Below are 18,765 nucleotides of genomic sequence, written 5' to 3'. Positions count from 1 at the left end.
TTCAAAGAAAAGAGGATAAAGAAATGTCAGAAAAAAGATGTTATACAGTTCAAGAGTTACAGGAAATCTTAGGAGTCAGCAGACCTACTATTTATAACCTTTTGAAGAAAAAGGAATTCCGGTGGATCCAGTTGGATGGCGGAAAGTATCGCATTGGATGGAAAAGATGTGTTGTTGGTATTTCCGACAAATCATAAGAAGAATTCTACGGTCCGTATTCTGAAAACACCGAAGACAGAAAGCAGTGTGCGTAAAATATTCTTACCGAAGAGTGTTGCTAATATGTTGGTAGATTGGAAAGTTGAGCAAGATGAAATGAAAGAAATTCTTGGTGATGAATATATGGACTATAACCTGGTTATGGCAAGTATCTTTGGTCTTCCTCTAGGAGATGGAGCAATACGTGGTCCTTTAAAAAAACTGATCGAGGACTATAATCTCCCACCGGTTGTATTTCACAGTTTTCGTCATAGCAGCGTTACTTATAAGCTGAAATTGAATGGTGGAGACATCAAGGCGGTACAGGGTGATTCCGGTCATGCTCAGGTCAATATGGTTACGGATGTGTACTCTCATATTCTGGATGATGATCGAAGGAAAAATGCAGAGCTTTTTGAAGAAGCATTCTATGAGAAAAAGAATCTGGATCCACAGATGCATGTACAGCAGGAAAATAATAATGTACCTGTTGCTGATGAAGTCGATCCGGAACTTCTGGCAAAAGTATTGGCTAATCCAGAGATGCGGGCATTGCTCAATTCACTGGCGAAGACGATGAAGTAATGAAAAATAGTGAAAAAATAGTGTAATTTTAGTGGAAATAAGATATGTAGACACAACCCCTTCACAAGCGCTTTGAATCAATTCTAATAATAAAGATAGACTGACGAAGATATATTACAATAAAGAAGAATGCGAGAATGTAAAAGAAATTAAATAAACATTTATAGAAAATAATATTCATGTTAAAATAAAAGGTAAACATGTAGGAAGGATGTGATGTAAATGACAATTCATAATGGAGCAGAGGCTACAAGAATCGATTATAAATTAAGCCTTGAAAAAGAAAAGCCTAAAAGTTGGTTGAAGTCGGTTTCTGCCTTTGCAAACACAAGTGGTGGTCATATTTATTTCGGATATACAGATGATACACATACTGCTGTTGGGTTAGATGACGTGCAAGCAGTAGCTAGTAAAATTTCTGAATTGATAACAAATCGAATTTCTCCAAATATTCGTTTTGAATTAACAGAAATTGTGTCTGATACAAATGGAAGGAACTGTTTAGACTTATTTGTTTCAAATGGTCCTAATTATCCATATTATTATGTACATGAAAAAACTAAAGAAGCATATGTTCGTCATGGTGACCGCTCTGTAATAGCTACAACAGCCGAATTAAATAATTTGATATTAAAGGGGCAAAATCGTACATATGATTCATTGCCTAGTTGTTATAAATTGTCAGATGTTAGTTTTACATTGTTAAAGGCGACATATAAAAAAGAGACAGGTGAAGAATTTATTTTGCCACGAGATTTAATATCCATGGGATTTGTCGAAGAAGATGATACCGTAACAAATGCTGGATTATTGTTATGTGACCAAGGGTTTATACGACAATCTAAAATTGTTTGTACTAGATGGAAGGGGACTGAAAAAGGGTCTATCGATGGTGATGCCTTGGATGATCGAGAATTTTCTGATGCAAGTATTATTACTTTATTAAATGATGCAGAAGCATTTATTAGAAATAATTCAAAAAATGCATGGACAATTAGAGGAATGCGAAGAGAAGAAAAAAGTGATTATCCATTTAAAGCAGTTAGGGAAGTACTTGTAAATGCATTAATTCATAGAGATTATCAAATTGTTGGTACAGAGGTGCATGTAGATATCTATGATGATCGTTTAGAAATAACATCTCCTGGTGGTATGCTAAATGGTAGTAGGATTCAGGATCTGGACTTAAAAAGAGTACCATCCATGAGGAGAAATGAAATAATATCTGATATATTTGGTAGATTACATTACATGGACCGAAGAGGAAGTGGTATTGGACGAATAATTAATTCGTATACAGATTTTACCGAAAAACCTGTCTTTTATTCAAATGAGTTTTATTTTCAAGTTGTATTACCTAATCGAAGTGTAGCAGATCCGGCTCAGCTAAATTTAGATTTATATTCTGAAAGTCAATTTAATGATGAGAAAACTCAATTCAGTAATGAGAAAACTCAACTGACGAATAGAAAACTCAACTCAGATAAAGATTGGGAATTGATTTACTTCAAAGAAAAATTAATTGAACAAATTGATAATGCGTTTCGAAGCAAAACTATTAATCAGATAGAGCAACTATTTAACAGATATAGATATGATTATTCATTTAATAGAAGAAATATTGCAGAAATGTTTTGTATATCTGAAAATGGAGCCTCCGGATTTATAAAAAAATGTTTAGAAAAAAACATTATTAAAAAAGAAAAAATAGATTCCTATAGATTTGTCAATAAACAAAATGAATAAAAAAGTAGCCAGTCAAAAACGCATGGACAAACCGTCTCGTATGCGGTATATTAATTGTAGACAAGAAAAATTCTTGTACTTACGATAGGAAAGTTTAATTGAATACTGTTTACCATGATCGAACGTACGAAGCATGGTGGTCATATAACAGATGTCGATGGTAATATCAAGGCATCCCCCGATTATTAGCTGGAGCAAACAATCAGCTAACTTTCAGAGCTTTACAGAGCTTGACAGAGGGGGTATTCAGAATAACTCGAATTGAATCGGAAACAGTTTTATATAGTGTCCCACTTGGGATTACCTTACCTCAGATTGACAGAGAGTGACAATAGGTTGGAGCTCTCCTAAGCGAAACGTCGCAGGTTCGATTCCTGTCTGGGACGCCAGCAAACAACGCTGAAAGCCTTGATTATGAGGTTTTCAGCTTCTTTTGTTTTTGGCTTATAACCTGTCGGATAAGAACATATTCAATTTATATTTTGCAATTTCTTTTGATTTTCAGAATTTGTAATTCGATATTTTTATGACTGTTTGAGTAGAAGAGTTTGCTAACACTTTTTTTATTTTGAAGCTGATTGTTTCAAAAGCATTGCTTTCATCTCCGGCGTAAGTGATTTTAAAAGCTGTAAAAGCTCCATATCACTGTCTGATAAGCCGTTGTTTTCTGGCTGAACTTCCTCATTTTGTGGTTGCATTTCTGAATCATGGTTTAGAGTGGAATAAAATTGTTCGTCCATCTTTTGAGCATTGTAACGTCTATCTTCGTCTATGATTTCTGAATAAACGTCTGTAACCATTTCTGCTTCTGCGTGACCAGTATCGCCTTGTACGGACTTAACATCTCCGTTTGTCATTTTGAGTTTATAACTCGTACTTAAATAGCGTAGGCTGTGAAATACCACAACTTCATAATCGTTTTCTTCACAGAGCTTTTGAAACCTATCTCTAACAATACGGCTTTCCACGGGATTGCCATTATCTAACGCAATAACAAGGTTGTAATCATTGTAGGCACTTCCTAAAAATTCCTTTAATTCCTGCTGGTCTTTTTTATATTGCACCAATAGTTCCGCAACTGTTTTAGGTAACCAGACAACACGATTACTTGTTTCTGTTTTTGGCGTTTTCAAGACAAGCCTTGTGGTACAATGCGATTTTTGCGTTGGGAAAATCTTTAAAATATCCTTTTCCTTTAATTTCTGCATAGCTTCTGCATTTACTCTTGAAAGTTCTTTATTGATGAGTACCTTTGCATTGTTTGTAGCAATGGACTCTTCATCAATAATAACATCTTCCCATGTAATTCTACTTTTTAAAGCTAATAAGTTTTCCGTTGTATTTTACAATGATGAATATGATATAAAACACTCCTGCAAAAATCAAAATAAGACCTATGTAATAGCCTAATTCAGAATGAGAGATTAAATTGATAATCGGCATAACAAGAATACCAATACTAACCAGTAAAGTGCCTATTCCTATTTTTTTTGTAAACACCTTTTTATCTTTAGGGTCAAGTTGTGTATAATGATAACCATGTAATAAAGTAATATTCTCTTTTATTCCTATTTGATAAGATATAAAAAGTAAAAACAATCCTATAACTATTTCAACAATCAATTCCTCTAATTCCATAATCGTTCTCTCCTTTAATCAAAATAAAATAATTCTTCAAATTTTTTATCTAAAGCTATACAAAGCACTAATGCCAATTTTGCTGTTGGATTGAATTGTCCAGTTTCAATAGAACTAATTGTATTCCGAGAAACCCCGACTAGTTCAGCTAATTCTGTTTGTGATAATTTTTTTTCTTTTCGTACAGTTTTTAATCTGTTTCGCAAAATTAAATGTTCGTCCATTCTATAAACCTATCATTAAAAATTTATAAAAGTAATACCCCATAAATAGAAGAAAGAATAAAGCAATAACAAATTTGGATTTATTTTTTGAAATATGTGCTTCATAACCCATAGAGCCAAATGCCACAGACCCAATAATTGTCATTATATCATAGTAAGGTTCTTTACAAACTGCTTTAATGAAAAGAATTAAAATGCAGATAAATAAAACAAACATTAAGCCAAAAGATTTCCCTTGAAGTTTAATATGTTTTCCGTATTCATCAAGATATAGATTCTCTTTTTTGTTTTGTGATAGTATTTTTTCTTTATCCACTATATAACGCTCCTTTCAAATAATACCAAGTACACTTGTCATTTATATTATAGCATTCGGTCATTACAAGTCAATATTTTTGCACAGTTTTCTTGTCGTTTTGTAAAAGCGTGCAAATCTGATAAGAAATGCACGCTATATCATTTATCCTACAATCTTCCAGTTACTATCCTTATGTAGCACAAGCTCATACTGCGATACCTGCGTAGACTTTGTCTGATTATCAAGGAATTTCACAGCTACCTTGACTTTCACATTCTCCCCGTCCTTTGTAAAGATAGGGTTTACCAATTCAGAATAAAGGTAGTCCCTGCCGATAGGTTCAAGTGCATTACCAGATACATAATAAGCAATCCGTTTCTATGACCGTCAGGCATTTAATTCAGACAGACGCTATTTATGAGCGTGTGCAGGAAACAGGTACATATCTGGATACCGTAGCAGCTTGTGATTTGAAATGCTATTAGGAATTTTCAAACATCGTATTAGGAAGAATGTATGTACTTTTTAAGCCATTATTTCTGTGCCATTTTTCTATACTCTGCCGGATAGACACCTGTACTTTTTTTAAATATACTGGCAAAACGCCCAGCATTGTTGTAGCCAACGGCAGCAGCCACTTGTTCAATTGTAAAGCCTGTTAATGTTAATAGTGTTTCAGCATGACTCAACCGCCTTTGCTGAATATATTCTGTGATTGAAACCCCATAAACCTCCTTAAATGCGAGTTTGAGTTTTGTTCGTCCCATACAAGTAATATGGGAAAGTTGATCGACAGAAATATTACAGTTGAAATGATCGTTGATATATGCAGCTCCATTTTCCAAAGCACGAAGGTCTGCGTTAGAGATTTTGACAGAGGGTGTGCTGGATTGCTGCCTATTGTATTCCATAATGAGTGAAATAGCTTCAATTACTTTCCCTTCATAGAACAGTTTGGCCGCAATTCCATTCCCTTTGTAATTTGCAATCTGGCGAAGTACTTGTATCATCTCAGGGAAACGGTCAGTTAATGCAATATTACTGAACGCTTCATGTGGGTCTATATATTCATTTGGAAATTTTTCTTTCAAATAGCGGTCATAGTAGGCTGGTGTAATCTCAATATCCACAGAACGCACAGGGATATTTTTGTGTATTAGTGTTTTGCATGGCTCCATTCCTCCGATGAAACTTTTTACGCAACCTGCAGTTAAGCGGCGATAAGGAGAGATTTCTTCTCCAGATATGGACTCATAGTAACAAATTCCCAAGCAGCCTTGTGGAATACCGAAATCAAAGAATGAGTCTTTGTGAAAACAGAAATCATGTATTTTGATGTCGTATAAATCTTTTTCGCTGTATATCCAATATGTGCCTTCACCGTATTCTTTTGGAACTGAATATAATCTCCCAATTCCGCTCAGTTCATTTGTTGTCGATAATTCTTTGAAGCCATATTCCAGCAAATTGGTATGATACCTACTTTCAATATCAGACATATTTCCACCTTCATTTCATACACTTTGGTCGTTTTTTCATACGCTTTGGGCTTTCATGTTCCAAAGGTATTGGATAAATAATCCCTGTTCTATATAATTGATAACGTGGTTTGCAACAACTAATCAAATCATACTACGAAGGCTTCTAAAAAGTCAATTAGTATGAACGACTATACAGAAATCGGAGGTTTAAGTTATGCCAACAGCAAAACAGGACAAAACAAGAAAGAATGGACTGACGGTAAAAGATTTGATTGTCATGGGCGTTTTCGGTGCGCTATTGATGGTCTGCTCTATGATAGGGGGCGTATTATTTGCCGTCACTCCGACTCTTACTTTTTATTTCTCCATCGGAGCCGCCTTGCTTCCAGGGCCAGTATTTTTACTGCTTCTTGCAAAAGTGCCGAAGCGTTGGGGATTGACGATTATTGGTGTCATTATTTCTCTGCTTAGTCTTATCATGGGGATGCACTGGGGAATGTGTGTTGGAGGTTTAATTGGTGCATTTCTTGCCGATATGATTGCAGGCGCCAAAAACTATCGCAGTAAAAAGTTGAATATTCTGGCCTATATCGTATATTCTTTTGGACCAATGGGAACCTATATTGCTTATTTTGTTGATCCAGAAGGATGGGCAAGTACCATGTTGCAGAATGGAACAACACAAGAGTATATCAATGCCATGAACAATGCCGCCGCATGGTGGGTATTGGTTATTATGATTGTGGGGACGGCACTTATAGCATGGTTGAGTGGACTTGTTGGGTGCAAACTGTTGAGAAAACAATTTGAAAAGGCTGGTATTACAGCATGACCGGCGAAACACGAAAAAGAAAATGGGATATATGTTTTGATCCGCGGACAAAAGTGCTTCTGCTAATTATCAGCATGATTATTGCAACAACAGCCCCATCTCTCTCATACGAATGTGCTTTGATCTTGCTGATTGCATTTATGGGGATACTCTGCGGGAAAGTTAGATATTCCATAATCGGAACAATAGTTTTTTTAGCATTATATCTGTTTACTACACTCTATTTAGGAAATGTAACTGGAACCGCTTATACCATGTTCACAGCATGGCTGTCCTTGGTTTTCAAGGTGTATCCCTGTGGAATGTTAGCAGGAATTGCCGTATCCACGACAAGAGTAAATGAATTTTTATCCGCCATGAACAAGACTCATGTTCCCAAAAAAGTTGTAATCCCTTTGGCGGTTATGCTGCGCTACCTTCCAACCATCAGAGAGGATTGGCATTTTATCAAAGACGCTATGCGCTTACGAGATGTATCTCCGTCTCTGAAAGGGCTTATCTCCCATCCTGGCATGACCATAGAGTGCTTGTATTCGCCGCTTCTTATGGCGGCATCTAAAGCAGCAGACGAACTTGCCATTGCTTCTGTTACACGAGGTATTGAAAATCCTCATGCGAGAACCTGTTTGATTCAGATCCGTTTTCGTATACAGGATTTCTTAATCATCTGTTGTTTTGCTGTAATGATGGTAGTGAACTTTATTGGGAGAGGGGGTGCAATATGATCCATTTTCAAGATATTCAATTTAGATATGAAGGAACAATTTCCTCTGAGATTGGAGTCAAGGACATAAACCTTATTGTTCATACCGGGGAGTGTGTTCTGCTTTGCGGGCGCTCTGGCTGTGGAAAAACAACTCTTACAAAGCTAATAAACGGATTAATCCCTAATTATTTTCCGGGCGAGTTAAGCGGTAATGTACAAATTGATGACGAAAATATTTTAGGAATGCCCATGTATTATCTTGCAACGAAAGTGGGATCGGTGTTTCAAAATCCCCGAACGCAATTTTTCAATGTAGATGTGGACAGTGAGATTGCTTTTGGAATTGAAAACATCGCTGTTCCACCGGATGAATTACATCAGCGATTAGAATATACCCTTGACTCCTTAAAAATTCGCAATTTACAGGGCAAAAATATTTTTGAACTTTCCGGCGGAGAAAAGCAGAAGATCGCTTTTGCTTCAGTTTACGCCATGAACCCGGATATATTTTTATTGGACGAGCCATCTTCAAATTTAGATGGGGATTCTATTAGAGATTTGAAAAACTATCTTCGCATTTTGAAGCAACAAGGAAAAACAATTCTGATAGCAGAACACAGGCTTTACTATCTTTTGGATATAGCAGATCGTATCGTGTATCTGGCAGATGGAAAAATTGAGAAGATTTATACACCACAGGAGTTTAGGTCACTTTCAGGTGCAGCAAGAAAGCATATGGGTCTGCGGACTACGGATATTCAGGATGTTCATCCTATTAGCTATCAAAGAACTTTCTTACGGCCTATATTGACTGTGAAAGATGTGTCTCTATTCTATAAAAAGCACCCTGTGCTGGAGCATATTTCCTTACATGCGTCAAAAGGAGATATTATCGGTGTTGTAGGCCCTAATGGTGCAGGAAAAACAACCTTTCTCCGTACTTTATGTGGGCTGCATAAAGAATTTACGGGCTGTTTTTATTGGCGAGAACAACCTCAAAAGGAAAACGAGAGGCTGAAACGCTCCTATATGGTAATGCAGGATGTGAACTATGAACTTTTTGCAGATAGTGTAGAGGCAGAGTGTTCTTTGGGTATTCAGGGATCTTCGCCTGAACTGGTAGAAAAAACCCTGGATGAACTGGGACTTCCTACAGTCCGTGACCGTCATCCAAATACTCTCTCAGGAGGGCAAAAGCAGCGTGTAGCTGTAGCAGTTAGCATGATATGCGGAAAAGAAGTGCTTGTATTCGATGAACCGACCTCTGGCCTGGATTATGACAGCATGGAACAGGTTAGTGGGTTGATCCGGGAACTCTCCAAAGACAAAGTTATTTTTGTTGTTACGCATGATTATGAATTTGTCTGCCAGACTTGTACCCGGTTAATTAGATTTGACCATCATACAATGACAAATGATATTTTGCTTTCTCAGGAAAATGAAGCAACCATTTTGTCGCTCATGGGATTAGGGAGGGATGAAAGATGAAAACTAAAAAAGAAAATCCTGTTCTGCTCTTGCTCAAATGGGCGGAAAAGGACAGAGGATTTCTAATTGCGTCTGTTATCTGTGCTTTTTTAGGTGGGTTATTGGCGATTGGCCCCTATATCGGCATTTATAGACTGATGGATGCTTTTTTGACAGATACCTGCTCTATTCAGGTTATTTCCGAAAACGCGGTTCTAATTACGGCAACGGTCATTGTCCGGCAAGTATTTCAAGGATTATCCGGCATTTTTTCTCATAAAGGCGCTTATGGAGCCTTATTTCGAGTGCGGTGTATGATTACAGAACATTTATCAAAAGTACCGCTTGGAGCTTTGGATGAACGCAGAACTGGAGATATTAAAACGGTTCTGAACGAAGATATAGAAAAACTGGAACTTTGCCTTGCTCATAATATTCCTGAATTGGTCGGATTTGCGACAGGTCCGGTTGTGATTTTTATTTATCTCATGACAATCAATGTACCTTTAGCAATGATCTCTTTAATACCTCTGGGCATTACACTTATTATCATGGTTGACTGCTTTGCTTTTATGGCAGGAATGATGCCCCATGTTACGGAGGCAATGGCGAACTTCAATTCTGTAATCATCGAATATATCAACGGCATGAAATTGATTAAAGCCTATAACATGAGCCGTCATTCTTTTCAAAAATTCTCCGGTGCGATTGAAGAAGAAAATCGTATCTGGAATAAAGTATCACGAAAGACAGGTCCATTCTATGCGGCATTTATTGTTGTTCTTGAATGTGGAATGGCATTGATTATCCCCATTGGCGGGCGGTTATTTTTGAATGGTTCAATTACAGCAAGCATTTTTCTGTTGTTTGCGTATATTGGCTCTCTATACTTATCGGAATTGTTGCCTCTTCAGCAATTATCTATGGAACTTGCACAATCATTAAACGGCGTCAAAAAGGCGAAACAAATTCTTGATTTGCCAATTTTTGATAGCGTTGGCGATTTTCCAAAGTCACATGATGTCACTCTAAAATCAGTTCGTTTTTCCTATGACGGGAAAACAGATGTATTAACAGACTGTGATCTTCATGTTGCAGAAGGGGAAAAAGTAGCAATCGTAGGTGCGTCTGGAGCAGGAAAAACCACTGTTATTGAATTGATTTCTCGTTTTTATGATGTTACAGATGGTGAAGTGCTGATTGGCGGTCAAAACATCAAAGATATTGCCTATGAAAAGTTGCTAAATAATATTTCCATCGTATTTCAAAAGACCTTTTTAACCCGTGACAGTGTACTGGAAAATATTCGTATGGGTAGTAATGCCACACTGGAAGAAGTGCGGGCGGCAGCAAAAGAGTCTCAGATTGACGATTTTATCATGTCTTTGCCGGATGGATACGATACGAAAGTGGGCAGCTTCGGTTCTCGCTTTTCTGGCGGAGAAAAGCAAAGGATTGCCATTGCCCGCGCAATTCTAAAAAACGCACCTATTCTAATTCTGGACGAGGCAACAAGTGCTGCCGATCCCGAAAATCAGGTAGAGATTGACATGGCAATTTCCAATCTTTGTAAAGGGAAAACCGTCTTAATCGTAGTTCACCGTTTGGGCGCTATTAAGATGTGTGATAAAGTGGCGGTTGTTGAAAATCATACAATTACGGCCTTTGGAACACATGAAGAAGTGTTAGAGGAGAACCATTATTATCAAAGGGCTTGGGAAAGGTATCACGCGGCAAGAGAAGTTAGCTATTCCATGAAAGGAGTGATTTCGTATGAAAGCAAATGATCCGTTCAGAAAGAATGTTCGTTTTGGTATCGGTGTGTTCTTTACTGTGCTGGAGGGACTTCTTTCAGCTTGTGTTTATATGGCAATTTATTTGCTTTTAAACATGCTCCTAAACAATACTGTCACAATAGAACATTTGAATAACCTGACTTTTTTGATCATTGGATTTTTTACCGTCCGGCTGATTGCCTACGGATTTGGATATACACAAGGGCAAATTGGAGGCAGAGCTGTATCCAGGCAAATCCGTCTCTATTTAGGGGATAAATTCAAACGAATTCCATTGTCGCGCTTTCATCAAGGCCAGATTGGGCAGTATGTCAACACAATGACAAGTGATGTTTCCAATTATGAACAAATATTGACACATAGGACAGGAAATCTTGTGAAAAACATTTCACTGTCCGTAATGCTGATACTTTTCGTGTGTTTTCTTTATTTGCCTGCCGGCTTGATTTTAATTGCAATAAGTCTGCTGTTTATTCCCAATATGTGGCTTTCCTTCCGAATTGTAAAAAAATATGGAAATGCACGCAATAGTGTTTGTGCGGAGGCTGTCAGCAGCATTGTAGAATATGTAAATGGTATCCAAACGCTCAGAGCCTACGGCATGAGTGGAACAAGGAATAAAACGACAACAGATATTTTAAGGGAGTACAGCAAAGTGAGTTATAAATATGAGGCTACTGGCATTCCTGTATCTTTCTTTTTTAACATGCTAACATGGCTTTCGCTTCCTGCTGTTATGCTCGTGACCTCAAAACCGTGGATGTTGGGAATAGTATCAGGCGTAGATTATTTGATGGTTGCCATGATGCCCATGCTGCTTGCCAAATTATACATGACAATCTCGGTTGATTTGTTTGGCTACAAAAATATGATGATTTCTAAACGAAAAATTCAGGCAGTAGTCAATGAACCCGAAGAAACCGGCAGTATGGAGCCGCTTCATACTGCCACACATGAAATTACCTTTGATAATGTGGACTTCTCGTATGTACCAGGAGAGCCGGTGCTGAAACACGCCACCTTTACAGTGCCAGACCAGAAGCTCACGGCCATTGTCGGGGACTCCGGTTCCGGCAAATCTACCATTCTGAACCTGATTGCAAAATATTACGAGGCAACAGGCGGAACGATTTCCATTGGTGGTAAACCCATAAATCATGTAGCTGCCGAGCGTGTACTGGAACAAATCTCTATGGTAGATCAGGATGTATTTCTCTTTGATGATACCATTCGTGAGAATATCCGGCACGCCCGCCCCGAGGCCACGGATGAGGAAATCGAAGCCGCCTGCCGGGAGGCTAATTGTGACGGCCTCATCCGTAGGATGGAAAAGGGATACGATACGCCGACCGGTGAAAACGGAAACCTTCTCTCTGGCGGTGAGCGTCAGCGAATTTCCATCGCCCGCGCTATCCTGAAAAACAGCCCGATCCTGCTTTTGGATGAAGCAACGGCGTCCCTTGACATCGAGAACGAACTGGCAGTAAAGCAGGCCATCGCCAATCTGCTGAAAGAGAAAAAGACTGTGGTAATGATTGCTCATACCCTTTCCATCGTCAAAAATGCAGATCAGATCCTTGTGGTATCTGACGGAAAGATTGCTGAAGCCGGTACTCACGATGAATTGCTGGTGAAAGGCGGAAAGTATGCGGCCATGTGGAACGCCGAACAGAAATTATCTGCATAAGGGAGGTCTTAATGAAACTTCATGCGTCCGGGGAGGACTATCTGGAAGCCATACTTGTTCTCCATAAGAAGATGGGCATGGTACGCTCCGTAGATGTTGCCGAAAAGATTTATGAATGTCATTGCTTCTTTACGGAACAGCTTATCGCAGCAGGTGTTGATCCTGAAACTGCAGAAGTCGATGCCTGCCGGATAGAACATGTGATCAGTAATGAAAGCTTTGAACGGTTGAAAGAAGTCGCCCCGTTGCTTATCCAAAGCAGCAATTACCTACATAATTTCATACAGGAATGAGGATAGTCTCTCAAAAAAATATTCTGCTGCTGGTGGCACTCTCACGCCCCTAATGTAGAAGTTTTAGCTCTACAACATAGCTCTTATTTTTCTTACTGCCGCAAAGGTTTAACAGCCTTTGCGGTTTTTTGTTTGTCGATATTTGTCGGGAAAAGGACAAACCTTCTTCCGGTATCGGCTGCCGTTCTCCACCCTGCTTTTCATTTACTAGAAAAAATAAAACTGTTATAAAAACCAGTATTTAAAAATTTTATCAGTAATAAAGTGCAGAAGGATGTTTGGATTACTGTTTTTATGCAATTATTTCTTGTTGCTCTTGACAAAATCTTTTTTAAAGATTAAAATTATAACAGTGTTATATAGCACTGTTATATAGGAGGTGTGCAAAATAAACGGAAATGGAATGACTTTAGAAAATATCCACCGGGCAGCGAAAGCGGAATTTTTAGAAAAAGGATATAAAGACGCTTCTCTGCGGAATATTGTGAAATCCGTGGGAATGACTACCGGAGCCTTTTACGGATATTACAAAAGCAAAGAAGAACTTTTTGAATCCATCGTTGGTGAACATTATGAATATATTCGTAACCGTTTTATAAAGGCACAACAGGAGTTCGCCGAACTACCAGCCGCCCAGCAGCCGGAAGTCATGAGTGATATTTCGGGAATCTGCATGTACGATATTCTCTATTATGCGTACGAACATTTAGAGGAATGTAAACTGATCCTCTGCTGTTCGGAAGGAACAAAATTTGCCGGGCTAATTGATGAAATGGTGGAGATTGAGGTAGATGGGACGCATGCCTATCAGGATGTCTTAAGGCAGCTTGGACGGCCCTCTCCGCATATCGATCCTTCGTTGGAGCATATTCTGATCACCGGAATGTTTCATACTTTTTTTGAATTGATCATCCACGAAATGCCGCTCAAAGATGCCGAAAACTACGTTAAAGAAATGCGCGCCTTTTATACAGCAGGATGGATGAAAATTATGGGGCAATAATGCCTTATAATTTTTGTTCAGCAGTTAGTCATAGCTAATCTAAATTCGGATATTGTAAGAACATAGACGTGTTCTCTTTATCATAAACACAAAGAAAAGGAGGAATTTTTTTGAAAAAAAAATCTAATTTATCACGCCTGCTGGAAATTGCAGGCAGCCATAAGTACCTGACCTATGCTTCCTGGGTGCTTTCTGCAATCAGTGCCCTGATTGCTCTGGTACCCTTCTATTACATCTGGAAAATGATCAAGGAAGTATTGGAGGTGACACCGAATTTTGCCCAGGCACAGAACCTGACCGGTAATGGCTGGATGGCAGTATTGTTTGCGGTTATAGCGGTGCTTGTCTACATAGCAGGGCTGATGTGTTCCCATTTGGGAGCATTTCGTATCGCCACAAACCTGCGTATCCAGACCATGGAGCATATTGTTAAGCTTCCTCTTGGGTTTGCCGAGAGTTTTGGCAGCGGAAAACTGCGCAAGATTGTCAACGAATCCAGTGCAGCCACCGAAACCTATCTCGCTCATCAGCTTCCCGACAGAGCCAATGCCATTGCAACCCCCTGCGGTCTTTTGGTGCTGTTGTTCGTGTTTGACTGGAGACTGGGACTATTGAGCCTTGTTCCGGTTGTGCTGGGCTTTCTGATCATGATGACAATGACCGGAAAGCAGATGCAGGAAAAGATGAAAGAATACCAGAATGCGCTGTATGATATGTCCAATGAAGCGGTAGAGTATGTCCGCGGGATTCCGGTGGTAAAAACCTTTGGCCAGACGATCTTTTCCTTTAAGAAGTTTAAAGACTCCATTGACCGGTATAAAGTATGGGTGATCGCTTATACCAAGCAGCTTCGGACGCCGATGATGTTCTATACAGCTGCAATTAACGGAGTTTTTGCCACACTGATCGCCGGAGGACTGTTGCTTACGCAAGAGGGTGTGACTTCCAGTTTCTTACTGGATCTCATTTTCTATATTATCATTACACCGGTTATTTCTGTTACACTGACACTCATCATGTTCCAAAGTGAAAATGCCATGATCGTAGATGACGCTTTACAGAGAATTGACAGCGTTTTGCATTTGAAGCCTCTGGAGGAAACCAGACATCCTATGCATCCGCAAAATGCTTCCGTGGAGCTGAAATCGATTCATTTCAGCTATGATGGAGAAAAAGAAGTATTAAAAGATATTTCACTCACCATTCCTGCAGGACAGACAGTAGCTTTTGTAGGTCCATCCGGCGGTGGAAAAACAACCCTTGCCAACCTGATTTCCCGATTCTTTGATCCACAGAGCGGAATGGTAAAAATCGGTGGTGTTAATGTGAAAGACATCCCGAAAGAGGAACTCATGAACACGGTGTCTTTCGTATTTCAGAATAGCCGTCTGATCAAGGCATCCATTCTGGAAAATGTGCGTATGGGAAAACCGGAAGCTACCCGTGATGAAGTTCTGGCTGCCCTTCATCACGCACAATGCGATGATATTCTGGAAAAACTCCCACAGGGTGTGGATACGGTCATTGGTACAAAGGGTGTCTATCTTTCCGGCGGCGAGCAGCAACGAATTGCCATTGCCCGTGTGATGCTGAAAAATGCTCCGATTATCATTCTGGATGAAGCCACTGCCTTTGCTGACCCGGATAACGAAAGCCGCGTACAGGCTGCTTTCTCAAAACTTTCCGAGGGAAAAACGGTGATTATGATTGCCCACAGGCTTTCTACCGTAACAAATGTGGATCAGATCTTTGTCATTTGCGACGGACAGGTTGCCGAGTGCGGGAACAGCCGTGAATTGCTTGCAAAAGACGGCATTTTCAGCCGTATGTGGAAAAATTACCAGACTTCCGTGCAATGGAAGGTAACAAAGGAGGTGCAGTGATATGATCAAAAAACTGCAGAAAAAATATGCCCTGTCTGAACGGGGGGCAAAAGACCTGATCAAAGGATGCCTGGCCTGTGTCCTTCAGAATCTGTCTTTTATGTTCCCGGTAGGACTTTTATATTACCTGGTCAGCGATCTGATGAACGGGGGTGTTCCCGGTGGGAAAATTCCATTTTATGTGGCAGGCTGCGTGGTGTGTATCGGCCTGATACTGCTGACCACTTTCTTTCAATACAATGCCACCTATTTTGCCACTTACAAAGAAAGCGGCATCCGCCGTATTACTCTGGCAGAGCATCTGCGCAAAATCCCCCTTTCTTTTTTCGGGAAAAAGGATTTAGCCGATCTTACCAGTACCATTATGGCGGACTGCACCTTCCTGGAGCAGAGTTTTTCACATTTTATCCCTGAGCTTGCAGGTTCAATCATTTCTACGATCCTGATTTCCATCGGTCTGCTCTTTACGGACTGGAGAATGGCGCTGGCTGCCTTATGGGTTCTGCCGGTTGCCTTTGCGATTGTGGGATTTTCCGCAAAGATTCAGGAAAATCTGAATCAGAAAGCGATGGACGTGAAGATGGCCTGCGCAGACGGGATACAGGAGTGTATCGAAACGGTACGTGACCTGAAAGCAAATAATGCGGAGCAGGCATATTTAAAAGGGCTGGAAAAGAAGATCCGTGCTGTGGAGCATCGTTCCATCCTCAATGAATTTGGTCTTGCTGCTTTTGTGGTTTCCGCATCGCTGGTGCTGAAGCTTGGTATTGCAACGGTTGCGCTGGTGGGAGCTGTTCTGCTCATGCAAGGAAGCCTCTCCGTGCTTACATTCTTTATGTTCCTTCTGGTAGTATCCCGTTTATATGACCCTCTGCAGGGCGCGCTCCAGAATCTTGCGGCAGTCATCAGTACACGAACCAACATTGCCCGAATGAATGAGATTCTCGATCATCCGATCCAGCAAGGCAGTGACAGGCTTTCCAATCAGGGGTATGATATTGTCTTTGACCATGTTGGGTTTGCCTACAATACCGGAGAAACCGTATTGAAAGATGTTTCCTTTACGGCAAAACAGGGAGAGGTTACGGCTTTGGTCGGCCCATCTGGCGGCGGGAAAACAACCGTATCCCGGCTGGCTGCAAGATTCTGGGATATTAACAGAGGAAAGATTACCGTGGGAGGTATGGATGTATCCCGAATAGACCCGGAAACACTGCTTTCTCTGTATGCCATCGTATTCCAGGATGTCACACTGTTTGACAATACGATTATGGAGAATATTCGAATCGGAAACAAAGACGCCACAGATGAACAGGTCATTGCGGCTGCGAAACTTGCCAATGTGGATGAATTTGCCAAAAAACTGCCGGATGGATGGCATACCAATATCGGAGAAAATGGCTGTGAACTATCCGGCGGAGAGCGCCAGCGTATCTCTATTGCCCGTGCATTTCTGAAAAATGCGCCGATCATTCTTTTGGATGAAGCGACTGCTTCCCTGGATGTGGAAAATGAAACTCTGATACAGACAGCCCTTTCCCGTCTGATCGCAGATAAAACTGTTCTGGTTATCGCCCACAGAATGCGTACCGTAGCCGGAGCGGATAAGATCGTTGTCCTTTCTGATGGCACCGTGGCAGAAGAAGGATCACCAAAGGATCTGGAAGAAAAGAATGGTGCATATGCCCATATGGTAAAACTGCAGACAGAAAGCCAGAACTGGAAACTTGCATAAAGAAAAAGGAGGGCTGGTTATGCAAACATTAGGCGTTGTGGAGGATACCCTGTTTGTCCCTATGATGGGCAGAATCTATGCCAGTGAGCATTGCCCACAAATTTTATATGATAGAAAAACATTAGAATTGAAAAACAGGCTGCCTTCAGACTTGATTAAACAGAATATGCAGAACCAGTACACCCTCTTGGCCTCTGCTTCCCGGTCTGCCAATATGGATTGGTTCATTCGATCTTTTCTGGAACGCAGACCGGACGGTGTGATTGTCCAGCTGGGCTGTGGCCTGGAAACAACCTATCACCGATGTGATAACGGAAAAACACACTGGTATGCCGTGGATCTGCCTCATGTAATCGAATACCGGCGAGGAATTCTTCCCGAACCGGAGAGGGAATTCTATATTTCCGGGGATGCCTTTGTGAAGGACTGGATTATAAAAGTTCGCAATGATGTACTTGATGCTCCCATTCTCGTTACTGCAGGCGGGTTGTTTCATTATTTTGAGGAACATAAGGTCATTGCCCTTCTGCGTATGATTGGGCAATTTGGAAATATGGAAGTTGTTTTTGATACGGTGAACAAAAGAGGAATGACCATGATGAAGAAAAAATATATGAAACAGGTCGGCCATGCCGATGCACAGATGTTCTTTTATGTGGATTCAGCGGAAGAACTGGCAGCAAAGATCGGGGGTAATGTGAAGGTGATTGCGGAGGAACCATACTATCGTTACATCCCTAAAAATGGCTTAAAGCTATCCACAAAGGTCAGTATGACAGTTTCTGATCAATTCAAGATGGTAAAGATGATACATCTAAAACTATAGTGGATATACAATATCGGAGGGATAGAAATTTATTGTCGAACGGAGTATTTTTACTGTTAAAGAGTTGGAGAAGAATAAAATAGGCGATATAATAAAGGGGGCTGTCGGTAAATGATATGCTCCCTTCTTCCCATACTCATCCTTAGTTACCTTGTCAATTCCGACTGCTTTGTTCCCCTCTAATTCCTTATGGCATTGCTTTAGCATATCTTCATTTATCAAGTGGTACACTGATGTAAATATAGGATGTTTTGATGTTGCCGATATCTCAGCTATTCTTACTAATTTCGTTTCCATTATTTCCTCCGTCCCTGAGTACGGATAATGTGTCCTCAGTAAGATCTTTACTATGCAAGCCCCTTCCCTC

General features: G+C 40.1%; 19 protein-coding genes and 1 pseudogene. 13 read left to right on the top strand and 7 right to left on the bottom strand.

Annotation, left to right across the window (positions count from 1 at the left end):
• Positions 1-23: 23 nt before the first annotated feature.
• The 3 genes from G593_RS19535 (at position 24) to G593_RS0111050 (ending at position 2,529) form a co-directional block, all read left to right on the top strand.
• Positions 24-197 carry a helix-turn-helix domain-containing protein gene (locus G593_RS19535; RefSeq protein WP_005342556.1) on the top strand — a complete coding sequence of 58 codons (174 nt, stop codon included), beginning with the start codon at positions 24-26 and terminating at the stop codon, positions 195-197.
• Positions 136-783, top strand: a complete 648-nt coding sequence (locus tag G593_RS0111055) for a site-specific integrase (protein ID WP_005342558.1) — start codon at positions 136-138, stop codon at positions 781-783. The genes G593_RS19535 and G593_RS0111055 overlap by 62 nt, the downstream gene beginning before the upstream one ends.
• 222 nt (positions 784-1,005) lie before the next feature.
• Positions 1,006-2,529: an ATP-binding protein gene (locus G593_RS0111050; protein WP_005342566.1), complete on the top strand. Its 1,524-nt coding sequence runs from the start codon at positions 1,006-1,008 to the stop codon at positions 2,527-2,529.
• A gap of 563 nt (positions 2,530-3,092) precedes the next feature.
• Here G593_RS0111050 and G593_RS0111045 read toward each other — a convergent pair.
• The 6 genes and pseudogenes from G593_RS0111045 to G593_RS0111030 all read right to left on the bottom strand — a co-directional run bounded on the left by G593_RS0111045 (position 3,093) and on the right by G593_RS0111030 (position 6,188).
• Positions 3,093-3,737 (bottom strand): tyrosine-type recombinase/integrase, encoded by a 645-nt coding sequence (locus G593_RS0111045; RefSeq protein WP_081646533.1) that lies wholly within the window; start codon positions 3,735-3,737, stop codon positions 3,093-3,095.
• Positions 3,738-3,837: 100 nt separating this feature from the next.
• Complete coding sequence (locus G593_RS0111040) at positions 3,838-4,167, bottom strand: DUF3784 domain-containing protein (protein ID WP_005342570.1); 330 nt, start codon at positions 4,165-4,167, stop codon at positions 3,838-3,840.
• Positions 4,168-4,181: 14 nt separating this feature from the next.
• Positions 4,182-4,391, bottom strand: a complete 210-nt coding sequence (locus G593_RS19530; RefSeq protein WP_005342572.1) for a helix-turn-helix transcriptional regulator — start codon at positions 4,389-4,391, stop codon at positions 4,182-4,184.
• A 1-nt stretch (position 4,392) separates the two neighbouring features.
• The gene (locus G593_RS0111035) at positions 4,393-4,707 is read right to left on the bottom strand and encodes a DUF6442 family protein (protein WP_005342573.1); all 315 of its coding nucleotides are present in this window, start codon (positions 4,705-4,707) and stop codon (positions 4,393-4,395) included.
• Positions 4,708-4,851: 144 nt separating this feature from the next.
• Positions 4,852-5,067, bottom strand: a pseudogene (locus G593_RS19525) (conjugal transfer protein); the annotation flags it as partial.
• A 155-nt stretch (positions 5,068-5,222) separates the two neighbouring features.
• Positions 5,223-6,188: a helix-turn-helix domain-containing protein gene (locus G593_RS0111030; protein WP_005342574.1), complete on the bottom strand. Its 966-nt coding sequence runs from the start codon at positions 6,186-6,188 to the stop codon at positions 5,223-5,225.
• A gap of 196 nt (positions 6,189-6,384) precedes the next feature.
• Between G593_RS0111030 and G593_RS0111025 the strand changes: the two genes are divergently transcribed.
• The 10 genes from G593_RS0111025 (at position 6,385) to G593_RS0110980 (ending at position 18,398) form a co-directional block, all read left to right on the top strand.
• Positions 6,385-7,002 (top strand): MptD family putative ECF transporter S component, encoded by a 618-nt coding sequence (locus tag G593_RS0111025; RefSeq protein WP_005342575.1) that lies wholly within the window; start codon positions 6,385-6,387, stop codon positions 7,000-7,002.
• Positions 6,999-7,727 carry an energy-coupling factor transporter transmembrane component T gene (locus tag G593_RS0111020; RefSeq protein ID WP_005342576.1) on the top strand — a complete coding sequence of 243 codons (729 nt, stop codon included), beginning with the start codon at positions 6,999-7,001 and terminating at the stop codon, positions 7,725-7,727. Before G593_RS0111025 ends, G593_RS0111020 begins: the two co-directional genes overlap by 4 nt.
• Positions 7,724-9,196: an ABC transporter ATP-binding protein gene (locus G593_RS0111015; RefSeq protein ID WP_005342577.1), complete on the top strand. Its 1,473-nt coding sequence runs from the start codon at positions 7,724-7,726 to the stop codon at positions 9,194-9,196. Before G593_RS0111020 ends, G593_RS0111015 begins: the two co-directional genes overlap by 4 nt.
• Entirely contained in the window at positions 9,193-10,962 is a 1,770-nt protein-coding gene (locus tag G593_RS0111010) for an ABC transporter ATP-binding protein (protein ID WP_029731702.1), read from the top strand. The genes G593_RS0111015 and G593_RS0111010 overlap by 4 nt, the downstream gene beginning before the upstream one ends.
• Positions 10,949-12,658, top strand: a complete 1,710-nt coding sequence (locus G593_RS0111005) for an ABC transporter ATP-binding protein (RefSeq protein ID WP_029731701.1) — start codon at positions 10,949-10,951, stop codon at positions 12,656-12,658. The genes G593_RS0111010 and G593_RS0111005 overlap by 14 nt, the downstream gene beginning before the upstream one ends.
• Positions 12,659-12,669: 11 nt before the next feature.
• Positions 12,670-12,951: a metal-dependent transcriptional regulator gene (locus tag G593_RS0111000; RefSeq protein ID WP_005342580.1), complete on the top strand. Its 282-nt coding sequence runs from the start codon at positions 12,670-12,672 to the stop codon at positions 12,949-12,951.
• 379 nt (positions 12,952-13,330) lie between these two features.
• Positions 13,331-13,954, top strand: a complete 624-nt coding sequence (locus tag G593_RS0110995; RefSeq protein WP_334290741.1) for a TetR/AcrR family transcriptional regulator — start codon at positions 13,331-13,333, stop codon at positions 13,952-13,954.
• Positions 13,955-14,064: 110 nt separating this feature from the next.
• Positions 14,065-15,837, top strand: coding sequence for an ABC transporter ATP-binding protein (locus G593_RS0110990; RefSeq protein ID WP_029731698.1), 1,773 nt, complete (start codon positions 14,065-14,067; stop codon positions 15,835-15,837).
• A gap of 1 nt (position 15,838) precedes the next feature.
• Complete coding sequence (locus G593_RS0110985; RefSeq protein WP_029731697.1) at positions 15,839-17,572, top strand: ABC transporter ATP-binding protein; 1,734 nt, start codon at positions 15,839-15,841, stop codon at positions 17,570-17,572.
• Positions 17,573-17,591: 19 nt separating this feature from the next.
• Positions 17,592-18,398, top strand: coding sequence for a class I SAM-dependent methyltransferase (locus G593_RS0110980; protein ID WP_005342587.1), 807 nt, complete (start codon positions 17,592-17,594; stop codon positions 18,396-18,398).
• Here G593_RS0110980 and G593_RS21755 read toward each other — a convergent pair.
• Entirely contained in the window at positions 18,393-18,695 is a 303-nt protein-coding gene (locus G593_RS21755) for a hypothetical protein (protein WP_029731696.1), read from the bottom strand. The genes G593_RS0110980 and G593_RS21755 overlap by 6 nt on opposite strands.
• Between the last annotated feature and the right edge of the window lie 70 nt (positions 18,696-18,765).

Source organism: Dorea sp. AGR2135, from assembly GCF_000420885.1.
Lineage (GTDB): Bacteria > Bacillota > Clostridia > Lachnospirales > Lachnospiraceae > Dorea > Dorea formicigenerans.
The sequence above is the reverse complement of the archived record's forward strand: the minus strand, read 5'-3'. Positions and strand labels throughout refer to the sequence as shown.

What these genes read in the sequence shown, in the direction of transcription:
- G593_RS19535 (WP_005342556.1), top strand. Translation starts at nt 24, where the DNA reads ATGTCAGAAAAAAGATGTTATACAGTTCAAGAGTTACAGGAAATCTTA.
- G593_RS0111055 (WP_005342558.1), top strand. Translation starts at nt 136, where the DNA reads ATGGCGGAAAGTATCGCATTGGATGGAAAAGATGTGTTGTTGGTATTT.
- G593_RS0111050 (WP_005342566.1), top strand. Translation starts at nt 1,006, where the DNA reads ATGACAATTCATAATGGAGCAGAGGCTACAAGAATCGATTATAAATTA.
- G593_RS0111045 (WP_081646533.1), bottom strand. Translation starts at nt 3,737, where the DNA reads ATGCAGAAATTAAAGGAAAAGGATATTTTAAAGATTTTCCCAACGCAA.
- G593_RS0111040 (WP_005342570.1), bottom strand. Translation starts at nt 4,167, where the DNA reads ATGGAATTAGAGGAATTGATTGTTGAAATAGTTATAGGATTGTTTTTA.
- G593_RS19530 (WP_005342572.1), bottom strand. Translation starts at nt 4,391, where the DNA reads ATGGACGAACATTTAATTTTGCGAAACAGATTAAAAACTGTACGAAAA.
- G593_RS0111030 (WP_005342574.1), bottom strand. Translation starts at nt 6,188, where the DNA reads ATGTCTGATATTGAAAGTAGGTATCATACCAATTTGCTGGAATATGGC.
- G593_RS0111025 (WP_005342575.1), top strand. Translation starts at nt 6,385, where the DNA reads ATGCCAACAGCAAAACAGGACAAAACAAGAAAGAATGGACTGACGGTA.
- G593_RS0111020 (WP_005342576.1), top strand. Translation starts at nt 6,999, where the DNA reads ATGACCGGCGAAACACGAAAAAGAAAATGGGATATATGTTTTGATCCG.
- G593_RS0111015 (WP_005342577.1), top strand. Translation starts at nt 7,724, where the DNA reads ATGATCCATTTTCAAGATATTCAATTTAGATATGAAGGAACAATTTCC.
- G593_RS0111010 (WP_029731702.1), top strand. Translation starts at nt 9,193, where the DNA reads ATGAAAACTAAAAAAGAAAATCCTGTTCTGCTCTTGCTCAAATGGGCG.
- G593_RS0111005 (WP_029731701.1), top strand. Translation starts at nt 10,949, where the DNA reads ATGAAAGCAAATGATCCGTTCAGAAAGAATGTTCGTTTTGGTATCGGT.
- G593_RS0111000 (WP_005342580.1), top strand. Translation starts at nt 12,670, where the DNA reads ATGAAACTTCATGCGTCCGGGGAGGACTATCTGGAAGCCATACTTGTT.
- G593_RS0110985 (WP_029731697.1), top strand. Translation starts at nt 15,839, where the DNA reads ATGATCAAAAAACTGCAGAAAAAATATGCCCTGTCTGAACGGGGGGCA.
- G593_RS0110980 (WP_005342587.1), top strand. Translation starts at nt 17,592, where the DNA reads ATGCAAACATTAGGCGTTGTGGAGGATACCCTGTTTGTCCCTATGATG.
- G593_RS21755 (WP_029731696.1), bottom strand. Translation starts at nt 18,695, where the DNA reads ATGGAAACGAAATTAGTAAGAATAGCTGAGATATCGGCAACATCAAAA.